This is a genomic window from Verrucomicrobium sp. BvORR106 (assembly GCF_000739655.1).
Lineage (GTDB): Bacteria > Verrucomicrobiota > Verrucomicrobiia > Verrucomicrobiales > Verrucomicrobiaceae > Verrucomicrobium.
On record NZ_BATR01000104.1, the window covers coordinates 94,351 to 118,273 of the forward strand.

Genomic DNA, 23,923 nt, shown 5'->3' on the forward strand with positions numbered 1-23,923 from the left:
GGGCGGGGCACTCGCCGCCCCTGCTGGTTAGATTCCCTTGAAAGCCATTGAGCAGCCGAAGAAGAAGACTGCGGCACTTAGGAAAATCCCGCCCAAGAACAGGCCAAGCGCAAGTCCCACAGGGGATTTGTCTGGATCGACCTGAACGGCGCGCGCGAACACGGTGCTGGCGACAAGGATCAGGATCAAGCCGATCGGAATGGCCAAGAGGACGATGGGGCCAGACGGCATGAACTTGTCGACGAGCACCATCGCTATCAAGGGATAGGCCACGACAGCTCCGAACCAGACGGTGCAGCCCATGCCAGAACTGGTGGGGGGGCGGGATTCGCGATCTGACATGGTGAGGTTGACGGATTTTACTTCATGGGATCTCCAAGTGGCAAGACCTGTGGTGGTCAAATAGGTGCCCTGACTACATTCTCACGGAACACAGCCGCGAATCTCTCCGCGAGCGTTCGCTAAGGTGCAGCCGCATGGACTGACCGCTTCAACGCTGCATTTGACGAAAGATCACGGCGGGGGCGGAGCGTTTCACTTGGCCCCGTCTTTCCGGGTACGGAGAGGCGATGGTTCACTAGGATCCCAATACACACATGAAGAAACTGCTTCCCGCCCTCTTTCTGGCCGCCCTCATGACGGCCCAAGCTGAAGACAAAAAACCGGCTGCCGATGAAGGCAAACCATGGAAACAATGGTTCGCAGACGGCAAGCTGGATGGCTTCACCATCGTGAGCGGGACCGCAAGCTACAAGATCGAAGACGGCGTGCTGGTGGGGACGACGACAGAGGGCAGCCCCAACTCCTTCCTGATGAGCCCGAGCTTCAAGGACTTCGAGCTGGAGTTCGAAGTGAAGGTGGACGACGCCCTCAATTCCGGCGTGCAGGTGCGCAGCCATCTGGCCAAGGATGGTGATCCAGCTCCTGAAGGGGCCAAGAAGCCGCTCCCGGCAGGCCGCCTCTACGGCCCGCAGTGTGAGATCGCCGTCAACGGCACCGCCGGTGACTTTTATGACGAAGCCCGCCGCGGCACCTGGTGGAGCGAACTGACCCAGACCAAGGAAGCCGTGCGCACCGAGGCGGCCAAGGCAGCTTTCAGGAAGGGCGAGTGGAACCAGTACCGCATCGTGGTGAAGGGTGACCACTATCAGAGCTTTGTGAACGGCGTGAAGGCGGCCGACTTCAAGCAGGCCAATGACCCCGAAGGCCACATTGGCTTCCAGGTCCATGGCATCAAGAAGGGCACCGGGCCGTTCAGCGTGCGCTGGAAGAATGTGAAGATCCGCGAGCTTTAACCGGTTCGCTGGATCTTTGGGGGATGAGGTTTCGACCTGGGTGTTTGACCTGCGGCGAAAAACCTCGTCCCCCTTTTTGTTTTGATTATGCTGCGACGAACATGAAACACGGAATGAAAGTATACGTTGCCGCTGTGTTGTCGGCGATCTGTCTGGTAGACAGTGGTGTTCTCGCGGTGGACTATTCCGCCGAATCCTTGTTGCAACTACGACTGCGCCATACGGAAATCGAATTCGTATCGGGTCAACTTCACGAGTGCATCTCCAAAGTTGAAGCCAAAGTGAAGGAGCAGTTTCCGTGGGTGACTGGTCTGCCGGTGAAAGTAATTCCTGGAAGCCCTATGGTCAGAATGAATCAACTGGATTTTGGGAAACGCCCGGCAGAAAAAATTTCTTACGACGCCCCTTCGCTCGGTGAGCTTCTTGCAGCGATTGCCACATTGAATGGATACATGTTCGATGTGAACGAAGGTGTCATCGAGTTCAGGCCTGCAGATGCGAGCGGTAGCTATTACTTTGAGAGGATCTACGCGCTGGAGTCGAAGGCGTGGCGAGTACTAAAGTTTGACGAGAAGAATCAAGCCGTATTCTTCGAGAGAATGAACGACTTGGGAGTGGAGTTGAAGGTGAAGTTTGTCGACGAAAAACGTGGTTTCATCGTCTTTTTCGCGACTCGCCGGGATCTGGACCTGTTGGATCAAATCATACGGTTGGCTGAGTTGGATATGTTGAAGTGAAAGGCAAACTAGCAATGGGCAGAACAGCACCCAAACAGTTCTGGCTCAGTAACTCGAAGCATTATGAATCATCTCACAATGGGGCGCAGGGAGGCGATGGGGATGCTCATCGGAGCCGCATCAACTGCACTGGCATCCTCAGCGAAATGCGAAGAGGTGCCTGCGGGCCTGGAAATCGTGGACACCCACACGCATTTCTATGACCCCACCCGGCCGGAAGGGGTGCCCTGGCCCCAGCCGGGAACGCCGCTCTATCGCAAAGTGATGCCTTCCGACTGGAAGGCTCTGGCCAATCCTCTGGGCATTCAAAAGACGGTGGTCGTTGAGGCCAGCAAGTGGGTGGAGGACAATCAGTGGATCCTCGAACTCGCGGAGCGGGAGAAATGCATCGTAGGGTTTGTGGGCAACCTGGACCCGGGAACGCCGGAGTTTGGGGACCAGTTGAAGCGGTTTACGGCCAATCCAGTGTTCCGGGGCATTCGCGTGGGCGGGTCGAGGTTGATCAAAGGGGTGGAGGAGCCGGAGTTTCTCGCGGGCATCAAGCGTCTCGTGGAACGGGATCTCTCACTGGATGTCAACGGTGGCCCTGACCTGCTGATGGCGGTGGACAAACTTGCCGTGAAGGTCCCCGAGCTGCGGATCGTGGTGGATCATGTGGGTGGGGCCGGTGATGCGGCCAAACCCAGCAGTGCGTGGAAGGAGGGGATCAAGGCTGTCGCCCGACACCCCAAAGTCTGGTGCAAGGTAAGTGGCCTGGTGGAAGGTGCGGGCGGAGGAAAGGGAAATGCACCCAAAGAGGCCGGATACTATGCCCCAGTGCTGGACATGGTCTGGCATGCCTTTGGCGAGGATCGGGTGGTCTTCGGCAGCAACTGGCCCGTCAGCGATCGCGGGGCACCCTTTGACGTGGTGGTGGGTTTAGTCCGGCAGTACTTCGAGGGCAAGGGCAAGACGGCCGCGAGGAAGTACTTCGCAGACAACGGGAAGGCCGTTTACAAGTGGATTGACCGTTCCTGATTGCCCCCTCAAACGCAAAAAGGCCGCCAGCAGAGCTGACGGCCTTTGGGTCTCGGAGGTTAAAGCGGCTTAGGAAGTTATTTCTTGGTCCACTTCACGGCATTGATCAGGATCTTCTGATAGCCATCCACTTCGTGGGTGCGGCCATCATGTCCCAAGGTGATGCCGACAATGCGGGCCTTGTCGTTCTGAGTGACCCACACCGCGGGGTGAGGCTTCTTGTACTTGTCGCTGGGGGAAGTTTCCGCCAGGACTTCGATCGGTGCAGTGCCTTCCGGCACGGCTTCCGCATTCATGTAGTACAGCTCGTCCTCCACCTTGAAGCTGGCAGGCACGCCCGCCATGACGGGGTGATCCTTCTTCAGCGTGTTCACATCGAACGGGTGGATCTTGTCGTGGCCACGGGAGCCACCACCCACGATCTTCGCGTTCACTTCTGGCCAGCGAGGGAAGCCATACCAGGTGCCGGGGTGGAGCATGATCACGCCCTTGCCCGCCTCCACGTGGTCGAAGAGGGCCTTGCGCCAGGCGGGGGTGTCAAAGAACGTGCGGTTGGTGCTGCTGATGACAACGTCCGCGTTCTTGATCTCCGCCGTGGCCTGGGGGCTGTTCTCCGTGTAGTTCACGGAGAAGCCTGCGGCCTTGAGGAACTGGCTGTCATACTCCTCGAACCACTTCTTGAAGTCGTGGGAGGATCCGCCGGCGACGATGAGGACTTTGATCTTGCCGTCCTCCCACTGGATGGGGAGGGGGGCAGGCATTTCGTCCTCAGGCTTCTTGGCTGGAGCAGGAGCAGGAGCGGGTGCCGCGGCCGCGGCAGGCTGGCTCGGGGCGGCATTAAGCTTGGCTCCAGCCTTGCCTTCCACATCGGCGGTGATGGCCACGATCACAGGAGTGACCCCGTTGTTGTAGCTTTCCAGCTCGACCTTCGTGATTACCGAGGCCTTGGCGATGTCCAGGCTGATCAGGCGAAGCTGGCCGCGGGACACCACACCTTCCGCGAAAGCGGACTTAGGCACGTCGATTTCACGATTGTAGTCGGCGAATTCCACCCCGTTCTTCATTTCATGAACCTCCGTCTGGCCGTCCGCAAAGGTCACGGTCAGCTTCAATGCGGGTCGCTCGTCTTTGGTGGCAGGGAAGCCCCAGCCTGCGATGCCACTCAAGAGGTGGAGCTTCTTCGCCGCCACGCCCACCGGTGCTTCCACCTTCTGGGGGAGGGTGTGGGCAAAGGTCTTGTCACCGCCACCTTTCAGCGTGACCACGTTCATCCCGGTGGAGGACTTGGCAGGATCCATGATGTAGAAGGGGATGCCGTCCACGGTCACGTTGCCGAACTTGGAAAGGAACACCGTGTCCTTCGTGGCTTCCTCGCTGTTGAAGAGGCCGCGACGGGTGTCCGTGGTATAAGCCTTGGCCAGATCCACAATGCGGAACTTGGCATCACTGCCGCCGCAGATGAAGGCGAGGATGTCGCGCATGACTTCCGGTCCGAGCGCCTCAAAGCCTTCTGGCATGAGGGAGCGGCGGGTGTTTTCCCGGTTGGCGATGTTCGCCTTGGGGATCTCCACGTCACCTGTCTGGCTGCGCAGCGTCACGCTGGCGGCGTTTTCACTGGTGATCACGCCCACCAGGGTTTCGCCCTTGGTGGTGGTGATGTTCCACTGCCAGAAGCTCGGGTCCACCTCACGGTTGGGATCCACGATATGCACAAGCAGTTCGGCAGGACCATGGGCACCCATTCCGGTGAGGGGAGGACCCACATCACGTGTGCCCACATCGCCCAGCTTGTGACAGATGGCACAGGCAGCGGTGAACATCAGTTTGCCGTTGGCCACGTTGCCAGGCTTCAACACCTCGGGGGTGAGGGCGGCGATGGCTTCGTTCTTTTGCTTGGTCTGCGGGCTCAGGGTGTCCATGAGCGCAGCCGCCTGCTTGGCTACGGCCTTGTTCGGGTGGGTGCGCAGACGGGCGACATTGCCGGGACCGAGGTCGGTCACGGTAATCTTGCCGTCCTTCACTGAACCGAGGAAGGCGAGGGTGGCTTCCGGACGTTGCAGGATCTGGTCGAAGGCCTGTGTGCGGACGGCACCTTGCAGAGAACTGAAGGTGGACACCAGGGCGGACACATCACCACTGTTGCCCAATGCCTCAATGATGGCTGAGAGCAGGGGGGCAGGACTGTCGCTGGCCGTGAGCACGGGGACGACGGCTTTCCGGCCTTCGCCACCGACACCGATCAACGCTTTGGCGGCATTGATGCGGGACTCCACGGACTGGGCCTTGTCGGCGAGTTGGGTGGAGAACTGGCTGACCAGGGACTTCACGTCATTGACCAGGGTGCCGGCTTGATCCCACTTCACCACGAGGGGAAGCGTGGAGGAGGCGAGGGCTGGCTGGCTGATCAGCTTCTTCAGTGTGGCAGCCAGTTCAGGAGTAAGGTTGACCTTGAGGTCGCTGGCGGAGCCGATGGAGCGAAGCACGACGATCTTGATGGCGTCGGAGGTCGCGGGAGCGTCGGCACAAGCACTCAAGAGTTGGGCGGCGTTTTGAGAGGGAGTGATGGCGACGTTCTTACCATTCAAGACCACGTTGACTTCGTCTCCTGTAACTGCCGTGATGACGAGTGGGCCGACAAGACCGGACAAGTCAGCAGCACGGGGATGCTTGAGCGCATCCGCAACAGCGGCGACTGGATGCGCGGTAAGGGCCGCAATCATCGCAGAGCGAGTCCAGTCGTCCTGGGCGGAGAGATATTTCTCAATACCGCGATTTCCGACAACTTCAGGATCCGCCGGGGTGACCGTGTCATCCAACACCTGAATATCTTCATACTCTCTGAGTACTTTGCTGCCCATGCGGTGCAAGTTAGGCGTGGAAGCCAGGATCCAGTCGATGCTGTCACTCTCGATCTTGCCTTTCTGGATGCTGCCACTCTTCGCTTTCACATCATTGTTTTCCCCTTCCCTGATCAAGCGCCAGGCATTCTGCTTCACCTTCGCATTGGGGCTGGTCTCGATGACTTTCGTCAGGCTTTTCAGATCCTTGGCATCGAGCACGGGAACGTCCAGCTTCTTGGCCTGCTTGTGCTGCACCTTCCAGATGCGGCCGAAGTAGTGGTCGCGGTCAGGGCGCACGGCGGCGTTGGCAGGGCCATGGAGCGGGCCGCGGGTGTCATTGTGAATGACGGCCTGGTTGTAGAAGTCCACCAGATAGAGGGCGCCATCGGGGCCCACTCGGTTCTCAATGGGGCGGAACCAGAGGTCCTTGCTGCGGATGAACTCGGTTTCTTCGCGACCCTTTTCCTTCTCCACGGTGTAGCTCACGCCATCGGGCTTCACGAACTGCTGGTGCACGATGTTGAGCGTGGCCTCGGTCGTGAAGTAGCTGTAGTTCCACTTCTCCGGCCAAGCCCCGCCTTCATAGACGGCGCAGCCAGCGGCAGCGGTGAAGGAGCCCACCTGGTCAATCTGCACATAGGCCTGCTCCGGCCAGCTCATGAGCGGGAAGGTCTTCTGCCCGGTGATCATGCCCTTCCAGGAGTTGGTTCCAGGAACCTTGCCCTTGGCGAGTACGTACTCGGGCAGGACTGTGTGGAAGAAGACGGTGCCGCTGGTGGGCTGGGTCCAGAAGACCTGACCATCCCAGGTGATGTCCAGCCCCCAGGTGTTGCCACCGCGGGAGGAGTACATCTCGATCTCAGAGCCGTCTGGCTTGAAGCGCACGACACCGGAGGCGATGCGTACGGGGGGCTTGGGGGACTTGGCACCCAGAGAGGTGACATCGCCGGCGGAATAGCCATGAGTCGCATAAACCCAGCCATCAAGACCCCAGCGGAGGTTGTTCATCACGGCATGGGTGTCGCCGTTGCCGAGACCGCTATAGAGCTTGGTGCGCTTGTCGGCGACATCGTCGCCGTCGGTGTCTTCAAAGTACCAGATGTCCGGTGCGGCAGAGACGATGACGCCTTTCTTGTAGAAGCAGAAGCTGGTGGCGAGCTCGAGCTTGTCGGCAAAGATCTTCTTCTTGTCCATCACACCGTCGCCATTGGTGTCGGAGAGGATGGAGATCACGTCGCGGGGCTCGCGCTGGTCATAGCCTTCCTTGGAGATCGAGCCGGATTCTTTCCAGGCGTCGGTGTTGGGCACGCGGCGACCATTGGGATACTCGGGGGTCTCGCAGACCCAGAGGCGGCCCTTCTCATCCCAGTCGATGTTCATCGCCTTGTTGATGAGCGGCTCGGCGGCGACCAGGGAGATTTCGAACTCCGGGTGCACCTCGATGAGGGCTGCAGCCTTGTCCGGGCGGGTGGGGCCGCCTTCCACGTAGCGAAGGCCGTCGCCCAGTTCCTCGGGCTTGCAGAACTCATCTGCATTCTGCCTCTTCCCGGCCCAGGCGATGCCGCGCAGCAGGATGGCGCGGTAGTTGGGACGGTTGAAGTTGATGTAGAGGTGGCCGGGAATACTCACGAAGGAGCGGTAGGCGGTGCTGCCTTCCGGTGCCGTGGTTTCATAGGTCCACATCTGCGGCTGGATGTCGTAGATGGAGACCTTTTTTCCGCCACCCGTTATCTCCTCAGCCCGCTTCGCGGCCTGGGCATTGCGGGCCCCGGCCGGCTTGGGCGTGTAAGCACCGGCAAGGATGCGGGCCTCCGGCAGGATTTCCATGTCATAGTAGATCTCATCGTCCATCGCGAAGTTGGAGCAGTCCTTCGTGATCGGGTTTTCACGATCCGTGAAGTAGAGGTGCATGGGCCCCTCCAGCCACTTCGTGGTGCCCTGGCGCCAGGAGCCACCGATGATGCTCTTGAACCAGTCGGTATCCTGCGAGACCGCCCCGGCGTGCAGGGTCACCAGACCGCCGCCGCGTTTGAGAAATTCCAGGAGGTTCTTGCGCTCTTCACCGATCTTGATGTTGCCCGCCTCCTGGGAGTGGAGGATCAGCACATCGGTCTTGTCGAGCTGTTCTTTCGTCGGGAAAGCCAATGCGCCATCGGCCTGAATGCCGCGCTCCTTGAGTAACGGTACCCAGTCTTTCAAGAACTGGGGATAGTCATGGGCCCCCGGGCCGTGGGACTTCTGTCCCGCCCGGATGAAGACCCGCAATGGGCCTTCCGCCGCGGCGAGCATGCTGCAGGGCAGCACGGCGCAGAGGGTGAGGAGGATAAATGATTTCATGGAAGAGGAAATGCGAGGGGAGGAACCACTAATTGACACTAATGGAACACTGATAAATGAGATTCAAAACAACCCAGAACTATGATGGGAGAGAGGAGCTGGCTAGAGGATGAACCGCTGCCATCTAAGCTTGTCGAGCGGAGCAAAGTTGAGGAGGTAACCCACCGGTTTACGTGCAAGTCGCATGTAGTTCATGAGCTGAGCCACGTGTTCAGGGAGAAATTCGCCAACGGCTTTCAATTCCACGACCACTCCGCCGTACACACAGAGGTCTGGGATGTAGCATTTGCGGAGCTGCTGACCTTTGTAGTAGATGGAGAGCGCTTGCTTTGCCACAAACGGAATACCCCGTGCTGCGAGCTCCATCTCCAGGCACTCTTGGTAGACTTCTTCCAGCAATCCACCGCCAATCGTGCGATGAACCTCGAACGCAGCGCCTACAAGAGCATAGCCCTCGTTTTTGAAGGGCGTAGCGATCTCGATATCCGGAAAACTGCTGGCATCCATGGAGTGCGAATGAAGAGTCTATGAACCCGTGTTATTTTTTGGATTTCATTAGTGTTAAATTAGTGTCAATCAGTGGTTCGGAATTCTACTGCTTGAACGGCACCTTCTTGAACTCTTTGGTGAGGTTCGTCAGGCTTTCTTCCACGCCCATGCGCTCCAGGCTGCTGGCACCGACGAAGCCGTGGGCGGTGGTTTTACCGAGGATGAACTCCACGTCCTTGGGCGTGTTGATGGGGCCACCGTGGGTGAGGAAAAAGATGTCCTTCCGGACTTGGCTGGCGGCGTCGATGATTTCCTGAGTGCGGGCGACGGTGTGATCCCAGGACACGACGGCGCTGGTGACGCCGATGCTGCCACCGACAGTGGTGCCGACGTGGGCGATGATGCAGTCGGCGCCTTGTTTGGCCATCTCGATAGCTTCCTCAGGGGTGGCCACATAGACGATGCTGAAGAGATCCATGCGACTGGCGAGACCGATCATCTCGAACTCCTTCTTCACACTCATGCCGGTCTCTTCCAGCACCTGGCGGAAGTGACCGTCCACAATGGTGTGGGTGGGGAAGTTGTTCACGCCGGAGAAGCCCATGTCCTTGACCTTGCCCAGCCAGTGCCACATACGGCGGCGGGGATCGCTGGCATGCACCCCGCAGACCACGGGGATCTCATTCACCACGGGGAGCACTTCGTACTCGCCGATCTCCATGGCGATCTCGTTGGCATCACCATAGGCCATGAGGCCGCAGGTGGAGCCATGCCCCATCATGCGGAAGCGGCCGCTGTTGTAGATGATGATCATGTCCGCCCCGCCGCGTTCGATGAACTTGGCGCTGATCCCGGTGCCGGCACCGGCGACGATGAGAGGCTCGCCGCGCTTCAGAGTGGCATTGAAGCGATCGACGACTTCTTGGCGGGTGTAGGGATTACCGATTCCGGTCCAGGGATTGGGCATGAGTTTGGAATTGCTGATTTTTGGTTTTGGTTTGCGGATTGGCGTTGCGGCGGAACCCATTCACGCGCTTCATGTCTTTTGGACTGAATCGCAGGCGTGGATCGACGCGGATTTAGCATCTCAGAAACCAACGCCTCCCGCCCGCTTTTTTCACTTACCGTCGCATGAGCAAGACGCACCAAGACCTATCCGAAACCCACATCCTGGGGGAGGCGACCACGCAAAAGGTGGTGCGGGTGGACGTGCGAGACCGGCGGGAATGGCTGGCAAAAGCGCCTGCCTGTAGCGCCTTGGCCCAGCATCGGATCGCTCACCTCGGCATCTGCGAGGCCCAGTCTCCATACAACATCGTGCGGATGAAGCAGAGCGGCACCTACTTCATGGCCTGCTACGGTGGGGAGGGGCGGATCCTCGTGGACGGACGTTGGCAGAAATGCCGGGCGGGCATGGCCTGTCTGCTGCCTCCCCATCTGCTTAATGCCTTCCATGCCATCCCCAGCAAGCCCTGGAACTTCGTCTGGGTTCGCTACCAAGCAGTGCCGGAGCAGCGGCCCCTTGTTTCGGCCAGTTCCCCAGTGCTGGCCAAGTTTGACCCTGAGCCCTTGCGTCTGGCCATGCTGGGGCTGCATGCGGAGTGCGTCCGCTCCCAGTCAGAGACCTCCGGTGAGAAAAAGGTGCCGTCTTCTGCTCCCCCAACTCCCGCCCCGGTGGCGATGCACCACTGGGTGGAACTGGTGCAAACTTATGTGCTCCGCTTCGCTCAACCCTGGCAGATGGATGACCGGCTTTCCCGTCTCTGGGAGAAGATCGCTCATCGGCTGGGAGAGCCGTGGACCCTGAGCCAACTGGCCCAGGAGGTGCACATGAGTGAAGAGCACCTGCGGCGTCTCACCACGCAGCAGCTCGGCCGCTCACCCATGCGGCAGCTCACGTATCTGCGGATGCGCCATGCGGCGGAACTGCTGGCGAGCACTGAGGATAAGATCGAGTCCATCGCCCTTGCGGTGGGCTATCACAATGCGTTTGTGTTTTCCACCACCTTCAAGAAATGGACGGGGTGGCGCCCCAGTGAGCATCGTGCCCGCAGTCACCGCGTTTAGTCGCCGCTCCATCCCTGATAGTTCTATTTTCTGAGTTACATGTCCGCTCCCAAGACGATTTTCACCTGGATCATGTGGTTGCTACTGGCTGCGCTGGTGGCTCTGGCCGGATGGATCTTCTGGGCAGTGGGCAAGGTGGAGGATGCCAAGCGGGAGGGGAAAAAACCCGCGGTAGCACCGGCGGCACCAGCCGCTCTAGGGCAATCGGGGAACGCGACCCCCTAGGCGGGGTGCCGTGTCCATCGAGCGATTTCTTGTCCAAAAGGGAGAGTCGTGGCCTTACCCTGTCATGACGTTCCAACGTTCCCTCCTCACACTCACCCTGACAGCGCTCTGTGGCGTGCCTCTGGCGGCGCAGGCGGAAAAGGAAACTCCCAAGGCCGGGGCCAAAGCCAAGGCGTCCGCTGAAAACAAAAAGACGGAGACCTACGACATCGTCGTCTACGGCGGCACCTCCGGTGGCATCACGGCTGGGATTCAGGCCGTGCGCATGGGCAAGACGGTGGTGATCATTGAGCCGACCAAGTTCCTCGGTGGCCTGACCACTGGCGGGCTGGGAGCAACCGACATCGGGAACAAGAAGGCCATCGGCGGCATGTCCCGGGAGTTCTACCACCGCGTGTGGCAGCACTACCAGCGTGACCAGTCCTGGGTACAGCAGAAGCGGGAAGACTATGTGGCCAAGCGTCACGGCGGCAATACTCCCAACGAGGAAACGATGTGGACCTTCGAGCCGCATGTGGCCACGAAGATCTATGACGAGATGATCGCTGAGGCCAAGGTGCCGGTGGTGTACGGTGAGCGCCTGGACCTCAAGAACGGAGTCAAGAAAGACGGCACCCGCATCACCGAGATCGTGATGGAGTCGGGCCGCACCTTTGCAGGCAAGATGTTCATCGACGCCACCTATGAGGGCGACCTCTTTGCCAAGGCGGGTGTGTCCTACCATGTGGGGCGCGAGGCCAACGCCAAGTACGATGAAAAACTCAATGGCGTGCAGACCGGCCATGCCCGCAGCCACCAGTTCATCAAGAACGTGGACCCGTACGTGGTGCCCGGAGATCCGAAGAGCGGAGTGCTGCCCGGCGTCCAGAAGGAAGCTCCCGGGGAGGAGTTCGCCGGTGACCACCGGGTTCAGGCCTACAACTTCCGCATGTGCACCACGGATGTGCCTGAGAACCGTCTGCCCTGGCCCAAGCCAGCCAACTACGACGAGAAGAACTACGAGCTGGCTCTGCGCAACGTGGAGGCGGGGGATGGTCGTTTGTCCTGGAATCCGGTCTGGATGCCCAACCGCAAGACGGACACGAACAACAACTTCGCCATCAGCACCGATAACATCGGCCTGAACTACGACTATCCGGACGGCGACTATGCCACCCGGGATCGCATCATCCAGCAGCATCGCGACTACCAGCTGGGCCTCATGTGGACCTATGCGAACCACCCCCGTGTGCCGGAAAAAATCCGTGAGCACTTCACCAAGCTGGGCCTGGCCAAGGACGAGTTCGCCGACAGCGGTCACTTCCCGCGCCAGCTCTATGTGCGTGAGGCCCGCCGCCTGGTGTCCGACTATGTGATGACGGAGAAGAACTGCCGCCGTCTTGAGATCGTGCCCGACTCGGTGGGCATGGGGGCCTACAACATGGACTCCCACCATGTACAGCGCTACATCACGAAAGAAGGTTTTGTGCGCAACGAAGGCGATGTCCAGGTGGGCAGCCGCCCGTATCCCATCAGCTACCGCTCGATCGTACCCAAGGCAACTGAGTGCACGAACGTGCTGGTGCCGGTGTGCCTGAGCTCCTCGCACATCGCCTTTGGTTCCATCCGCATGGAGCCCGTGTTCATGGTGCTGGGGCAGAGTGCTGCCACGGCTGCCTCCCTGGCCATCGACGCCAAGGTGGATCTGCAGAAGCTGGACTATGCCACCCTCAAGGCCAAGCTGGATGCTGACAAGCAGGTGCTGGACTTCGAATCACCGGCCAAGCCGATGGTGGAGTCTCTCGACAAGGCCAAGCTCGGCGGAGTGGTGGTGGATGATGTCGACGCGGTGCTGACCGGCTTTGAGTCGCACGGGGCCAGTGCTACGCCGTTCATCGGTGCTGGCTATGCCCATGATGGCAATGCCGAAAAAGGCCACCAGAAGGCCGTGTTCCGCACCCAGCTGAAGGAGGCTGGCCAGTATGAAGTGCGCCTGGCTTATCAGGCCTTGGCCAACCGGGCCAGCAATGTGCCGGTCACCATCCGCAGCGCGGATGGCGTGAAGACCGTGAAGGTGAATCAGAAGGAGAAGGCCCCGATCGACGGCGTGCTCTATTCACTGGGCAGCTTCAAGTTCGAAGCCGGTCAGGATGCGGTCGTGGAAGTCTCCAACGAAGGTACCGATGGCCACGTGATCGTGGACGCGGTGCAGTGGATCAAGAAGTAGAAGGGAGATCAGCTTCTCGCACATTTGATGGGCCGCTTGGTGATCCCAAGCGGCCTTTTCTTTGGGGACTTGTGATCAGATGACACTGGGCAAGGCAGGTGGCATAAAACGCAATTTAGTTGCGAAAGTGTTTGCGAGGGAGGCTCTGCGGTGTCTTCATTGCTAATGCAATCTAAATGCATTAGCAATGAAGCCCTGTCCAAATCAAAACTGCCCGTCACTGTCCTCTCCGGATTCTTGGGAGCGGGAAAGACAACCCTGCTGAATCACATTCTCCGGAATCGGGAGGGAATGAAGGTGGCAGTGATCGTAAACGACATGTCCGAGGTGAACATGGATGGCCTGCTCGTGAAACAGTCGGATGTCGCCTTCGCACGGGCCGAAGAGAAGCTCGTGGAGCTGTCGAATGGCTGCATCTGCTGCACCCTGCGGGAGGACCTTCTCATCGAAGTCGGGCGCTTGGCGGGTGAGGGCCGGTTTGACCACCTGGTGATTGAGAGTTCCGGCGTCTCAGAACCGATGCCCGTGGCGGAGACCTTCTCATTTGCGGACGAGTCAGGGCGCAAGCTTTCGGATGTCGCTCAGCTCGACACGATGGTGACCGTCGTGGATGGGCGGAACTTCATGAATGACTTCCGCTCTACTCAGGACCTGAAAGGTCGAGGCCAGGAGATTGGAGAGGAGGACGAGAGATCGGTGGTGGATCTCCTCGTGGATCAGATTGAATTTGCCAATGTGATCCTGATCAACAAGGCGGATGCCATGGATCTGGATTCCCGGGTGGCGGTGCGAGCAATTGTGAAGGCACTGAATCCCAAGGCTCAGGTCTATGAAACGACCAAGTCCGAGGTGGCCTTGGGGGCGGTCATGGGAACGGGCCTTTTTTCTGAGAGTCAGGCCGAGTCCACAGGGGGGTGGATGGACAGTCTGACGGGGCACACCCCGGAGACGGAGGAATACGGCATTACCAGCTTTGTTTACCGCGCCCGTCGCCCGTTTGATTCGCGCTCATTTCACAAGTGGAGCCAGCAGGAGTGGCCGGGGGTGCTGAGGGCCAAAGGACTGGTTTGGCTGTCCAACGAAATGGACAAGGCCAGCTTCGTCCAGCAGGCAGGGGTGATGCGGCAGACAGAAGAGATCGGGTACTGGTGGGCCGCCGTGGATCAGGCGGCCTGGCCGACGGACCCTACGGAGCGGAAGGAACTCCAGGAGAACTGGCAGGAACCCTGGGGGGACCGGCGTCAGGAAATCGTGGTGATTGGTCGGAAGATGGACGAGACCGCCCTCCGCCGCGAATTCGACGCCTGTCTTGCCCGAGGATTCTAAAGAGTGGAGTCAGCCTTACTTGGTGACGGACCAAGAGGAGACCTTGCCATTCAGGAACTCAACCCGCCCGGCTTCGTAAGGCACCTCGATAAAGGGATCATAATAGAAGAGGGGGTCATAGATGTAGCGGTGGCCCCAGAACCCAGGAGCGTAGCCGTAGCCAAAGCCGCCGCCATAGGCGGGGACAGTGTCGGTGCCCGTGTAGCTCCAGCGCTCGTACTGCTTGCCATTCTTGGTCCCACGTCCGACGCGATCCGCACGGCCCCAGGCGATGAAGACGGCTCCTTTCGACATGCCTTCCTCGATCTTGCGTTGGGCGACCATCGCCTTGTGTCGCTCACTCAATGCACTGTAAATCTGAGGGTTGCGCTCGATGCGCTTCTGCACGGGGGCCGTGCAGCTGGCCAGCAGGCCGAGCGCGGCCAGGGCAAAAATGAGCGGGAACTTTTTCATGGGACAAGCGTAGCACAATTAGACGCGTCATCACCAGTGCTGTTCAGCGTGGTGGTGGTTGCCTTTGTCCAGCGTTGTCCTACCTTTCCCCTCTGTGGAAGATCCCTTTGGTCATCACATTTCCTATTTGAGAGTCTCGATCACGGACCGCTGCAATGAGCGGTGCCGGTACTGCATGCCAGATGAAGAGCAGCAGTGGTTCGATCGGGCGGAGGTGCTCACCTATGAGGAGATGTTGCGGGTCGTCCGGGTGGGAACCCGGTTGGGCATTCGAAAGGTCCGCATCACGGGTGGGGAGCCGTTGACCCGACCCGGGGCCGTGGACTTCTGCGCCCAAGTGGCCGCGCTGCCGGGCATCCAGGACGTAGGGATCTCCACCAATGGGACGCTTCTCACCAAGCCTCTGGCGGATGGTCGAACCACCGCAGAAGCCCTGGTGCAGGGGGGGGTACGGACAGCCAACATCTCTCTGGATTCGCTGGATCGGGCTTCGTACTTCTCGACCACGCGCCGGGATCTGCTGCCGAAGCTCATAGCAGGAGTGGATGCGGCGAGGGATGCCGGGTTTGAGTCGATCAAGTTCAATTGCGTCCTCATCCATCACCAGACGGAGCGGGAACTCATGAATCTCATCATGTTTGCCCGCGAGAAAGGGGCGCTGATCCGGTTCATCGAGCTGATGCCGGTGAGCACGGCTGAAGTGCTGCGGGAAGAGAGTTTCCTGGCCTGCGGTCAGGCCAAGAAGCTCATCGAACGCGAGACCGGGCCCCTGATCGCACGCCCGGACTTCAAGACTAATGGGCCGGCGAGCTACTATCAGATTCCTGGTACGGATCAGTTGATCGGCTTCATCGGGGCCATGACCAACTTCCATTTTTGTGAGACCTGCAACAAGCTGAGGCTCACCTGCGATGGCAAGCTGAGACCCTGCCTGGGCAGCTACCTTGAGTTTGACCTGCGGGAGGTGCTGCGAAGTGGATGCTCAGATGATGAACTGGCTGACTTCTTCCTGCATGTCGTGGCGCGGAAACCCAAGGAGCATGACTTCCGGGGGAGCTACCAGCCGGGACGCCGGATGATCGCCATTGGCGGGTGAGATCCAGTAGCCTAGTGCACCGGTAATTCCGCAATTCAGAACTACCCGGAACACTGGGCGCGGCGGGCCGCGAGAGCTTCAAGATGCCTTTTTGCTGTTCTTGAGTGACTCGAAGACGGTCTTGGCAATTATGGTGGCCCCGGCGTCATTGGGGTGGACCCGGTCTGGCACGAGGTCGCCCTTGCCGTCGAAAGGGGTGTGCAGGTCGATCAGCGGGATCTTCAGCTCCGCAGCGATCTGCTTGTCCAGGGGGATGATCTCGTTGAGCACCACCTCTCCGCGGATCCCAAAGTTCCCTTGGGCGAAGACGGGGACAGGAGTGCAGAGGTACACCTGCGCCTTGGGATTGGCCTTCTGAAAGGAGGCGATCAATGCTTTGGCGTCGGCTGCGAACCCTTCCTTCTTCTGCCAATTGTGGGGCTTGGTGTCGTTCGTTCCCAGTTTGATGACCACAATGTCCGGGGCGAAGGCCAAGGCATCCTGATAGCGCTTCTCCTTTTGATAGGGTTTGTCACCGGCGTTCAGCATGGTGGAGCCGCCGACACCAAAGTTCTGGACTTCATACTTGTCACCCAAGAGGCCGCCCAGCTGCTTCGGGTAGGTCTTGGTTTTGTCTTTGACGCCGGATCCGGCGGTGATGCTATCTCCCACACAGGCGACTTTCACGGGAGCGGCTGCCGCGTGGCTGAGTGCCATGCCGACCAAGGCGACGGGGAGAAGGCGGAGCAGGGAACGGCGAAGCATGGGGGGCGTGACGAAGGAACGGGATGTTGGGAGGATGTTCATCGGGATGAGGTTGCGGTCTTGCGACACTTCGGAAACGCACGGGGAGGGGATGACATCCAACTTTTTTTTGGCGAAGACATCACTTGGATATGCTGATTCCCACCGGCTTCTGCTTGCCCGGCACCGGAGCGTCTGGAAAGCTGCTGAAAGAAACCCATGGCGGACATCACAATGCAGTTTGTCATCGTGGACGGACACAGCGTCATCCACGCTTGGGAAGAATTGCGCCAGCTGCATGGCACCGGACCGCGTAGGTACCTCGCCCGGGAGGCGCTGTTGAAGAGGCTCCGTCTCTACCAAGACGTGACCGGCACGCGAGTGGTGGTGGTCTTTGATGGGGTGGGAACCAAGGTGACTGATGAGCGGGAGACGGCTGGGATTCAGATTTTCTACGCGGATTCCGGCCGGACAGCTGACTCGGTGATCGAGCGGCTGGTGGCCAAATACGCCGACACGTTTGCCATCCGGGTGGCGACGGCAGATCAAATGGAGCGGGATACGGTCGAGTCCTTCGGGGCCGTCTGGGTCTCGCCTGACGAACTGAGATACGAGGTTGAACGAGCTGAGGCAGATCTCGGCCGGCGTCTCAAACCCTGATTCGAAACAGATAGAGGCGGGGGCTCCTGGTGAGTTCTGAAGGCCGCTTCACGTGAAGAGAGGGGAGAGGACCCTGACTCAAACACACGATGGACCTGCCAAAATCAAAGGTAATTTTCTTGATGGTCTGAGGAAAAAATAATTCCGGGTTTCCCCAATCTGCCCGACCTAAGTTACAGAGAATTTAACTTGCTCGTTGTTTAACTTACATTGATAATCAAATTAATTGAACTAAATAGTAACGTGTAAACGTTATCACTTAGTGTGCGTGTTTTGGTGTGGGAATAGAAAATATCGGACATTGCCGATGGGGTAACTATGCTAGCGTGTTATATTTATTTATAGAATTGAGGTTCAGAGTTTTAAGATGCAATAACACGATATTTATAGTTTGAAATGAGAGTGCAAAGGTTGCGATTGCTGATTGTGAATATCTCCTTGGTGAAGGAAGTGGTGAACATTCAAGTTGCTCCCAAGTATCTTCACACGTTGTTCACAAAAGATATTGTTTTATTGCATCCGTAAAATGCTGGCAAAACCTGATCAGTCTTAAACTGATAAGACAGATATTACGAAAAGAATTCCGCATCGGAAATTAGTGAATGTGAGCTGAAATGTGAGTAAAGGGATGTGAATCGAGGTGTGGATTTTTGAGCTCCTAATCCAGAGTTGTGAGTAAAATGGGAACAACTCTATCGTCAGTTTGATGTGAATATGTGAATAACCCTGAGAGATTCAGGCGAGCTCAACCCGTGTGACTGAGGGATGTGAGAGTGTCAGGAGGGCTCGCGATCTCGGTGGCGACCAGCCAATCTATGAAGCTGTTCCAGGTGGCGGGCAGGTGTGGCTAGCCAGCCGTGATTCGGAAGTATTCCTTCAAGGTTCAAGCTCGCGGCGAGTTCCAGACTGCGAGCGATCTGATGAGGGGAGCTGTTCAGGAACCGCGGCGGCTGATGGGAAAGTGCACCGAAGCTGGCGAAGAGGTCGCCGGTGAACAGGAGCTTCTGGGCAGCATGAAGATAACCCATGTGGCCATCGGTATGTCCCGGGAGGTGGATGGCCGTCCAACCGGGGCCGATCGGGATGGAGTCGCCATCGTCGATCCAGTGGGTGACGGTAAAGGCCTGAAATCCAAGACAGCGGCGCCCGCAGGCTTCGAGCCACCCGCAGGCTCGCGACCAGCCGCGGTAGGGAAACCTTCCTTCGCAGTGCAGTTTGTCCAATCGCGGCGCGGCCACCCACGCACCGGTCTCGCGTACTAGCTCCGCTACGTTCCGGGTGTGGTCGTAGTGTCCGTGCGTGAGGACGATGCCGCGAATCGGCAGGTGATCCCATCCGCGATTCTTCAGGGTCCGCTTCAGAGCCGGAATGGCACCGGACATCCCGGTATCGATCAGATAGAGGGAGTTCTCTTTTTGTACGTTAATAACGTGAAAAGTCACCCAAGGCGTCCACACTGGTTGAATGTCCGGTGGGTAGCCAGGTGGCGAATCCATAGCGAACAATGAAGCTTGGCCTGGAGTTATTTGAGTGCCTCGATCCGTGCCGATTCATGCAGGCGTCGGATTTCGTCATCGCTGAGGGCCCGATTGAAAACGGCCAGTCCGCCGAACTTGCCTATGGTTGCTTTGCCCTCGGCAAAGAGGCTACCCACCGCATAGCGAGCACCGACAATGAAGTCCGATCCGCCCATGGGCTTGGACTCGGTATGCTTTTCACGGTCGTAGCGGAAAATGCCCCGTCCATGGTAATAGGGATTGAGGCCGCGACTGCCTCCCTCGAGCCCCTCCTTGAGGAAGTAGGGATCGGTACGCTTGTGCTTCACCGGATCCAGCTCGTTGGCGTCGAGCCGACCATTGATGTAGGCCCGGAGGTATTTGGAATCATAGGTGAAGGCCAGGGTGCACCATTTTTCGGTCGGCACGTCACCAGCGCTCACGGCGTAGTCGGCGCACCAGGGGAACTTCGAGCCATCAGCCCGGCGGGTGACGCCGCCCTCCGCGGAGATGTGGGGGACGAGTTTGTTGGGGCCACCGTACGCGGGCATGTTCATGAGCAAGGCGTACTGGCGGGTGCCGGAGTCGTCGTCCTTGCCCTTACCCTCGCTCCACATGCCGGCGATGGTGCGGCTGACGTGGAGGTTCTCGATGCGAACGACGGCGAAGAGGGTGACCTGGGCGTCTGGACCGGAAATGTTCAGATCGGCGGTCTCTGCATAGGGGATTTGGAGGAAGTTCTTCCCGCTAAGCTCGGCACTGTAGCCAGAATAGGGCCCGCCGTCGGAGCGGGTGACCGGGTCGCCCACCTCCTTCAGAGGGTGGGGATTGGGCGTCCCAGTGGAAAGGCGGGGCTGACCGGCGGACTCTCCAAAGGTCCAGAATGCCACGAGGCCCGGGGTCTGCGTCACGATGGCGGGGTCGCCAGACGGAGGGGCTGCCGGGAGCCAGGGGCTGGCCAGAAGCAGGGGCAGCAGCAGGAGAGAGGTCAGGTGACGCATGGTGCATGCTGGATCAGACCTTGCTTCAAGGCCACGATTTTTGTTCCAGCGCCATGCCCATCGCATTTCGGATGGTGGGTGGGAGGGACATGACCGATTTTTCATTCCGGGGAGAACTTGAACAAATGTGTCACTTGGATTGGCAGGAAGGGGAGGTTCACTGGGCCGGGATCCGCCTGCGAAGGGCTTTCGAGCCGGGTTCACCGATCCGCTGAATCCCGTATTTTGACCATTTTCATGCAGTCCCATACCGTTTGACAGCCCGGTGATGCCGTGTTGAATGCCCGCCCTACATCATGTTGCAAGAACTGAAGCAGAGAGAGAAAGAAGGCCGGCCCATCCAGATCGGATTGATCGGGTCTGGCGCCATGGGTACTGGCATTGCCTACCAGATTGGCCGGACCCCGGGCATGCGGCTTGCATTCGTTGCCGACCAGAATCTTGAGGCTGCGCAGAAGGGGGCCGACAAGTACGGCAAACCCACTCTGGTCACCACGGACGGCATGGCCGCCCTTCGTGACGAAAAGCTGCACGTGGACGTGTTTGTGGAGGCCACGAACTCCATCATCGCTGCGTATGACTACAGCATCGCGGCGATCCAGCGCAAAGCGCATGTGGTCATGATGAATGCTGAGGTGGACCTCATTCTGGGGCACCTGCTGCAGGCAGAGGCCCAGAAGCATGGCGTGGTGGTGACCAGTGATGCTGGCGACCAGCATGGTGTGCTGGCCCGCATGATGGAAGAGATCGAGATGTGGGGCTTTGACATCGTCCAGGCCGGCAACATGAAGGGATTCCTGGATCGCCATCGTGACATCGAAGGCACCGTGGAAATCGCCAAGAAGCTTGGCCTGAGCACCATTCAGTGCCTCGCCTACACCGATGGTTCCAAGTTGAACATCGAGATGGCCGTCATCGCGAACGAATACGGCCTTACGCCGTTCGTTCCTGGCATGGAAGGCCCGAAGGCCAACAAGATGCAGGACGTGGTCGATCTCTTCGACTTCGACAAGTACAACGGCCAAGGCCGCGTGGACTACGTGCTGGGTGCCAAGGAGCATGGCGGCGGCGTCTATGTGGTGGCCAAGTGCGAGAGCGAGTTCCAGCAGGGCTACATGAACTACTACAAGGTGACGAACAAGCACCCGTACTACGTGTTCCTGCGTCCGTATCACCTCTGCCACCTGGAGACGCCCCGCGCCTCCGCGCTGGCAGCGCTGTACAACAAGCCGGTCTGCACCCAGCGTATGGGGCGCGTGTCGGATTGCTTTGCGTATGCCAAGAAAGACCTCTCGGTAGGCACTCGCGTGGAACACGCGATTGGCAGTGACGAAGTGTACGGCCTCATTGAAGAGGCTGCACCTGCCTACGCCGCGGGCCGCATGCCGCAGGGCGTGCTGGACGTGGAGGAATCCAACGAGCGTCCAGTACTCAAGCGTGCTGTGAAGAAAGACGAGCCCCTGTTCTGGGATGACTTCAACATGCCAGGCAGTCGCATGGTTGAGCTGTGGAATCAGCAGATGGCCCTCCCCGGCATCAAGAAGTAGTCGGGAAGTTGCGGCGGCAAGGCACGAAAGGCACACGGATGGCAGCTACCAAGAAACATGTCGCAATCCTCGGAGGAGGAGTGTGTGGGCTCTATGCCGCCCGCGTGCTCACCCGGGTGGGCATTCCCGTCACTGTCCTGGAAAAAGGATCTCTGCCGGGAGGCTTGGCCACCTCGCATGAGCGGAGTGGCAACTGGTATGATCTGGGGTGCCACATGCTTCATGAGTTCGACAAAGAGGTCTATGAAGACATCATGTCACTCATGGGGGATGATAGCATCCCGGTGCAGCTGGATGCCAAGATCCGCTGGGCGGGCAGCTTCTACCGCTACCCACTGCAGTTCCAGGACATGATCAAGGGGATCCCCATCTTCACCCTTGCCTTCTATACCTTGGGTCTGTTCTACGCCCAGATTCGCCAGGCTCTGGTGCCCTGGCATCCGAAGAATGCCGAAGAGGCGCTGATCCAGCTCTACGGAACTCCTCTCTACAAGTTCTTCTTCAAAGACTTTACGCACCGCTACTGGGGCATTCACCCCCGCGAGCTCAGTGCGACATTCATCACCACCAAGATGCCGCGCCTCAGCGCGGTGGATGTGATCAAGAAGACGCTCGGCAAAGTGGGGGTGAAGGACAAGAGCCTCAAGGCGGTGGACAGTGCCCTGCATGAGGAGACGCTGCACTACTCCCGGACGGGCGCAGAAGCGATGCCTCGTGCGCTGGCCAAAGCGGTGATGGAAGCGGGCGGGAAGGTGATTCTCAATGCGGATGTCCAGCAGGTGCAGATGACCGATGGCCGGGTGACGGCGGTGACCTATCAACAAGGTGGGGAGACCCACGTGGTGGAGTGCGATGAGTGCATTTCCACGATCCCTCTGCCCTGGCTGGTGCAGAAGGCGGACCCGGTGCCAGACGCGAGCGTGGTGGAGGCCTCCCATCAACTGCGCTTCAAGCCCATCTCCATTTACGGTCTGCTGGTCAAGAAGCAAAAGTGCATCGACGGCCTCTATATCTACTATCGCGATCGTTTCTTCCATCGCGTTGGCGAGCCCAAGAACGCAGGGCTTGTGGTGAAACCCGAAGGGCACACGGTGCTCATCGTGGAGACCACCTGCGAAATTGGTGATGCCAAATGGTTGGGCACCGACGAGGCCAAAGAGCGCCTCTTCACGGATCTGGAACTGGAGAACATCTGCGCCCGGGAAGATGTGGTGGAGGTGAACATCCTCCACGGCGAGACGGGGTACCCCATCTTCAGCCTGGGCTTTGAGCCGCACTACGAGCAGGTCATCCAATGGGTGAAGAGCGTCAGCAACCTGCAGTCCACCGGACGACAGGGCGGCTTCAAGTATCCGAACATGCATTCAGCCATGCGCATGGGTGCGACGGCCGCTCAAGTGGTGCTTAAGCGGTTGCAGCATTCCTAGACTCCGAGAGCTTCCGTTGACTACCGGTTAGCGGGCGGTGTATTCCACCCCCGCTCCATGGGAGGGAGCTGGAAATGCTCCCGGATCATGTCCACATTTTTGAGGTTGGCCTTCACGACGAGGTCAAAAATGTCACCGGCGAAGGGGACGGATCCGACCCCTGTATCCACGAGGATGTTCATGACCATCTTGGCCAGCTTGGCGCGAGGTAATCCCAGTCTTCCGGCTTGAACCACGATGTAGCCGGAGGCCAGAGAGGTGGCGACATCGCCCACGACAGGCAGCAGCATGCCGATAACTCCATCTGCTCCCACCCGCCAATTCAAGCCGGGGATGTTGATCGCCGAGTCCAGAATGCGGGCCAGTTTCTCCACTTGCTTCAGGATGAGCTCCTGGTCTGGGGTCAGGTCTGTCGACGTGTAGGAAGCGCCGGGCATCTCTGGTGGCAGGACTTCGAAATCGGTTTCGTTCGGCATGGTCGTGGATGAGGTGGTCATACGGCTTGAGACACTCTCTGACACCGTTGCCGCGACATTATTTCATTGGCATCGCTTCAAACGCTGGAGAGAGTGCTTTTTATGAAGGTAGATCTCCTCAAGCTCCGCATTGCTGGCATCATGGGATTCCTGGCCGTAGGCCTCGGGGCGATGGGGGCGCATGCGCTGAAGAAGGCGTGGGACGCGTCGCTCAGCGCGACTGACGCCGCCTACCGTATGGAAATCTGGAAGACGGCCAGTCTCTACCATCTCGTTCATGCCGTCGTTCTCTTGATCCTTGCTTACACGTACTCTGATCGGAACCGGGGCAAGGGGGCGTTCTGGAGTTTTGTCGTTGGGGTGTTTCTCTTTAGCGGGAGCCTCTACACCCTTTGCCTGACTGGCTTCACAAAGCTGGGGGCGGTGACACCTTTCGGCGGCGTCTTGATCATGCTGGGCTGGCTCCTTCTGATGTTCCCGGGGAAGAGGGATCAGGTGTAGCGTG

21 protein-coding genes are annotated in these 23,923 nt (G+C 59.0%); 12 read left to right on the forward strand and 9 right to left on the reverse strand.

Annotated features, from left to right (window positions below):
* Positions 1-27 precede the first annotated feature (27 nt).
* Entirely contained in the window at positions 28-342 is a 315-nt protein-coding gene (locus BV106_RS18640) for a hypothetical protein (RefSeq protein ID WP_038167153.1), read from the reverse strand.
* A 254-nt stretch (positions 343-596) separates the two neighbouring features.
* On the opposite strand from BV106_RS18640, the gene BV106_RS18645 reads away from it, so the two are divergent.
* The 3 genes from BV106_RS18645 to BV106_RS18655 all read left to right on the forward strand — a co-directional run bounded on the left by BV106_RS18645 (position 597) and on the right by BV106_RS18655 (position 3,049).
* Positions 597-1,295, forward strand: coding sequence for a DUF1080 domain-containing protein (locus tag BV106_RS18645; RefSeq protein WP_038167154.1), 699 nt, complete (start codon positions 597-599; stop codon positions 1,293-1,295).
* Positions 1,296-1,408: 113 nt separating this feature from the next.
* A complete protein-coding gene (locus BV106_RS18650; protein WP_038167155.1) occupies positions 1,409-2,032 on the forward strand; it encodes a hypothetical protein in 624 nt (207 codons plus the stop codon).
* Positions 2,033-2,095: 63 nt separating this feature from the next.
* The gene (locus BV106_RS18655; RefSeq protein WP_051946039.1) at positions 2,096-3,049 is read left to right on the forward strand and encodes an amidohydrolase family protein; all 954 of its coding nucleotides are present in this window, start codon (positions 2,096-2,098) and stop codon (positions 3,047-3,049) included.
* A gap of 77 nt (positions 3,050-3,126) precedes the next feature.
* Here BV106_RS18655 and BV106_RS18660 read toward each other — a convergent pair whose 3' ends face one another.
* The 3 genes from BV106_RS18660 to BV106_RS18670 form a co-directional block, all read right to left on the reverse strand.
* Positions 3,127-8,226, reverse strand: a complete 5,100-nt coding sequence (locus tag BV106_RS18660; protein WP_038167159.1) for a PVC-type heme-binding CxxCH protein — start codon at positions 8,224-8,226, stop codon at positions 3,127-3,129.
* Between the two features lie 102 nt (positions 8,227-8,328).
* Positions 8,329-8,733, reverse strand: a complete 405-nt coding sequence (locus BV106_RS18665) for a GxxExxY protein (RefSeq protein WP_009960980.1) — start codon at positions 8,731-8,733, stop codon at positions 8,329-8,331.
* A gap of 85 nt (positions 8,734-8,818) precedes the next feature.
* Positions 8,819-9,682, reverse strand: coding sequence for a phosphoenolpyruvate hydrolase family protein (locus BV106_RS18670; RefSeq protein ID WP_038167271.1), 864 nt, complete (start codon positions 9,680-9,682; stop codon positions 8,819-8,821).
* A gap of 164 nt (positions 9,683-9,846) precedes the next feature.
* Between BV106_RS18670 and BV106_RS18675 the strand changes: the two genes are divergently transcribed.
* The 4 genes from BV106_RS18675 (at position 9,847) to BV106_RS18690 (ending at position 14,539) form a co-directional block, all read left to right on the forward strand.
* The gene (locus BV106_RS18675; RefSeq protein ID WP_038167160.1) at positions 9,847-10,782 is read left to right on the forward strand and encodes an AraC family transcriptional regulator; all 936 of its coding nucleotides are present in this window, start codon (positions 9,847-9,849) and stop codon (positions 10,780-10,782) included.
* 39 nt (positions 10,783-10,821) lie between these two features.
* Positions 10,822-11,007 carry a hypothetical protein gene (locus BV106_RS18680; RefSeq protein WP_038167162.1) on the forward strand — a complete coding sequence of 62 codons (186 nt, stop codon included), beginning with the start codon at positions 10,822-10,824 and terminating at the stop codon, positions 11,005-11,007.
* A gap of 64 nt (positions 11,008-11,071) precedes the next feature.
* On the forward strand, positions 11,072-13,213 hold the full coding sequence (locus BV106_RS18685) for an FAD-dependent oxidoreductase (RefSeq protein ID WP_038167163.1): 2,142 nt from the start codon (positions 11,072-11,074) through the stop codon (positions 13,211-13,213).
* 165 nt (positions 13,214-13,378) lie between these two features.
* A complete protein-coding gene (locus BV106_RS18690) occupies positions 13,379-14,539 on the forward strand; it encodes a GTP-binding protein (protein WP_051946040.1) in 1,161 nt (386 codons plus the stop codon).
* 15 nt (positions 14,540-14,554) lie between these two features.
* On the opposite strand, the gene BV106_RS18695 is transcribed toward BV106_RS18690, so the two are convergent.
* A complete protein-coding gene (locus tag BV106_RS18695) occupies positions 14,555-14,992 on the reverse strand; it encodes a hypothetical protein (RefSeq protein WP_038167164.1) in 438 nt (145 codons plus the stop codon).
* A gap of 94 nt (positions 14,993-15,086) precedes the next feature.
* On the opposite strand from BV106_RS18695, the gene moaA reads away from it, so the two are divergent.
* Positions 15,087-16,088, forward strand: a complete 1,002-nt coding sequence (gene moaA, locus BV106_RS18700; RefSeq protein WP_038167165.1) for a GTP 3',8-cyclase MoaA — start codon at positions 15,087-15,089, stop codon at positions 16,086-16,088.
* Positions 16,089-16,166: 78 nt separating this feature from the next.
* On the opposite strand, the gene BV106_RS18705 is transcribed toward moaA, so the two are convergent.
* A complete protein-coding gene (locus BV106_RS18705) occupies positions 16,167-16,832 on the reverse strand; it encodes a GDSL-type esterase/lipase family protein (protein ID WP_038167273.1) in 666 nt (221 codons plus the stop codon).
* A gap of 198 nt (positions 16,833-17,030) precedes the next feature.
* Between BV106_RS18705 and BV106_RS18710 the strand changes: the two genes are divergently transcribed.
* Positions 17,031-17,471 carry an NYN domain-containing protein gene (locus tag BV106_RS18710; protein ID WP_038167166.1) on the forward strand — a complete coding sequence of 147 codons (441 nt, stop codon included), beginning with the start codon at positions 17,031-17,033 and terminating at the stop codon, positions 17,469-17,471.
* 776 nt (positions 17,472-18,247) lie between these two features.
* On the opposite strand, the gene BV106_RS18715 is transcribed toward BV106_RS18710, so the two are convergent.
* Positions 18,248-18,967: an MBL fold metallo-hydrolase gene (locus BV106_RS18715; protein WP_081891910.1), complete on the reverse strand. Its 720-nt coding sequence runs from the start codon at positions 18,965-18,967 to the stop codon at positions 18,248-18,250.
* A gap of 26 nt (positions 18,968-18,993) precedes the next feature.
* Positions 18,994-19,968 carry a hypothetical protein gene (locus tag BV106_RS18720; protein WP_038167168.1) on the reverse strand — a complete coding sequence of 325 codons (975 nt, stop codon included), beginning with the start codon at positions 19,966-19,968 and terminating at the stop codon, positions 18,994-18,996.
* Positions 19,969-20,264: 296 nt separating this feature from the next.
* On the opposite strand from BV106_RS18720, the gene BV106_RS18725 reads away from it, so the two are divergent.
* Positions 20,265-21,515, forward strand: coding sequence for a homoserine dehydrogenase (locus BV106_RS18725; RefSeq protein ID WP_038167170.1), 1,251 nt, complete (start codon positions 20,265-20,267; stop codon positions 21,513-21,515).
* A gap of 38 nt (positions 21,516-21,553) precedes the next feature.
* Positions 21,554-22,942 (forward strand): FAD-dependent oxidoreductase, encoded by a 1,389-nt coding sequence (locus tag BV106_RS18730; RefSeq protein WP_038167171.1) that lies wholly within the window; start codon positions 21,554-21,556, stop codon positions 22,940-22,942.
* A 20-nt stretch (positions 22,943-22,962) separates the two neighbouring features.
* Here BV106_RS18730 and BV106_RS18735 read toward each other — a convergent pair whose 3' ends face one another.
* Positions 22,963-23,418, reverse strand: a complete 456-nt coding sequence (locus BV106_RS18735) for a DUF4112 domain-containing protein (RefSeq protein ID WP_265595829.1) — start codon at positions 23,416-23,418, stop codon at positions 22,963-22,965.
* Between the two features lie 102 nt (positions 23,419-23,520).
* Between BV106_RS18735 and BV106_RS18740 the strand changes: the two genes are divergently transcribed.
* Positions 23,521-23,919 (forward strand): DUF423 domain-containing protein, encoded by a 399-nt coding sequence (locus BV106_RS18740; protein ID WP_038167275.1) that lies wholly within the window; start codon positions 23,521-23,523, stop codon positions 23,917-23,919.
* Positions 23,920-23,923 lie beyond the last annotated feature (4 nt).

Bases quoted from the DNA above. Each gene is read 5' to 3' on its own strand.
- BV106_RS18640 (WP_038167153.1), bottom strand. From the start codon at position 342: ATGTCAGATCGCGAATCCCGCCCCCCCACCAGTTCTGGCATGGGCTGC.
- BV106_RS18645 (WP_038167154.1), top strand. From the start codon at position 597: ATGAAGAAACTGCTTCCCGCCCTCTTTCTGGCCGCCCTCATGACGGCC.
- BV106_RS18650 (WP_038167155.1), top strand. From the start codon at position 1,409: ATGAAAGTATACGTTGCCGCTGTGTTGTCGGCGATCTGTCTGGTAGAC.
- BV106_RS18655 (WP_051946039.1), top strand. From the start codon at position 2,096: ATGAATCATCTCACAATGGGGCGCAGGGAGGCGATGGGGATGCTCATC.
- BV106_RS18660 (WP_038167159.1), bottom strand. From the start codon at position 8,226: ATGAAATCATTTATCCTCCTCACCCTCTGCGCCGTGCTGCCCTGCAGC.
- BV106_RS18665 (WP_009960980.1), bottom strand. From the start codon at position 8,733: ATGGATGCCAGCAGTTTTCCGGATATCGAGATCGCTACGCCCTTCAAA.
- BV106_RS18670 (WP_038167271.1), bottom strand. From the start codon at position 9,682: ATGCCCAATCCCTGGACCGGAATCGGTAATCCCTACACCCGCCAAGAA.
- BV106_RS18675 (WP_038167160.1), top strand. From the start codon at position 9,847: ATGAGCAAGACGCACCAAGACCTATCCGAAACCCACATCCTGGGGGAG.
- BV106_RS18680 (WP_038167162.1), top strand. From the start codon at position 10,822: ATGTCCGCTCCCAAGACGATTTTCACCTGGATCATGTGGTTGCTACTG.
- BV106_RS18685 (WP_038167163.1), top strand. From the start codon at position 11,072: ATGACGTTCCAACGTTCCCTCCTCACACTCACCCTGACAGCGCTCTGT.
- BV106_RS18690 (WP_051946040.1), top strand. From the start codon at position 13,379: ATGCAATCTAAATGCATTAGCAATGAAGCCCTGTCCAAATCAAAACTG.
- BV106_RS18695 (WP_038167164.1), bottom strand. From the start codon at position 14,992: ATGAAAAAGTTCCCGCTCATTTTTGCCCTGGCCGCGCTCGGCCTGCTG.
- BV106_RS18705 (WP_038167273.1), bottom strand. From the start codon at position 16,832: ATGCTTCGCCGTTCCCTGCTCCGCCTTCTCCCCGTCGCCTTGGTCGGC.
- BV106_RS18710 (WP_038167166.1), top strand. From the start codon at position 17,031: ATGGCGGACATCACAATGCAGTTTGTCATCGTGGACGGACACAGCGTC.
- BV106_RS18715 (WP_081891910.1), bottom strand. From the start codon at position 18,967: ATGGATTCGCCACCTGGCTACCCACCGGACATTCAACCAGTGTGGACG.
- BV106_RS18720 (WP_038167168.1), bottom strand. From the start codon at position 19,968: ATGCGTCACCTGACCTCTCTCCTGCTGCTGCCCCTGCTTCTGGCCAGC.
- BV106_RS18725 (WP_038167170.1), top strand. From the start codon at position 20,265: ATGTTGCAAGAACTGAAGCAGAGAGAGAAAGAAGGCCGGCCCATCCAG.
- BV106_RS18730 (WP_038167171.1), top strand. From the start codon at position 21,554: ATGGCAGCTACCAAGAAACATGTCGCAATCCTCGGAGGAGGAGTGTGT.
- BV106_RS18735 (WP_265595829.1), bottom strand. From the start codon at position 23,418: ATGCCGAACGAAACCGATTTCGAAGTCCTGCCACCAGAGATGCCCGGC.
- BV106_RS18740 (WP_038167275.1), top strand. From the start codon at position 23,521: ATGAAGGTAGATCTCCTCAAGCTCCGCATTGCTGGCATCATGGGATTC.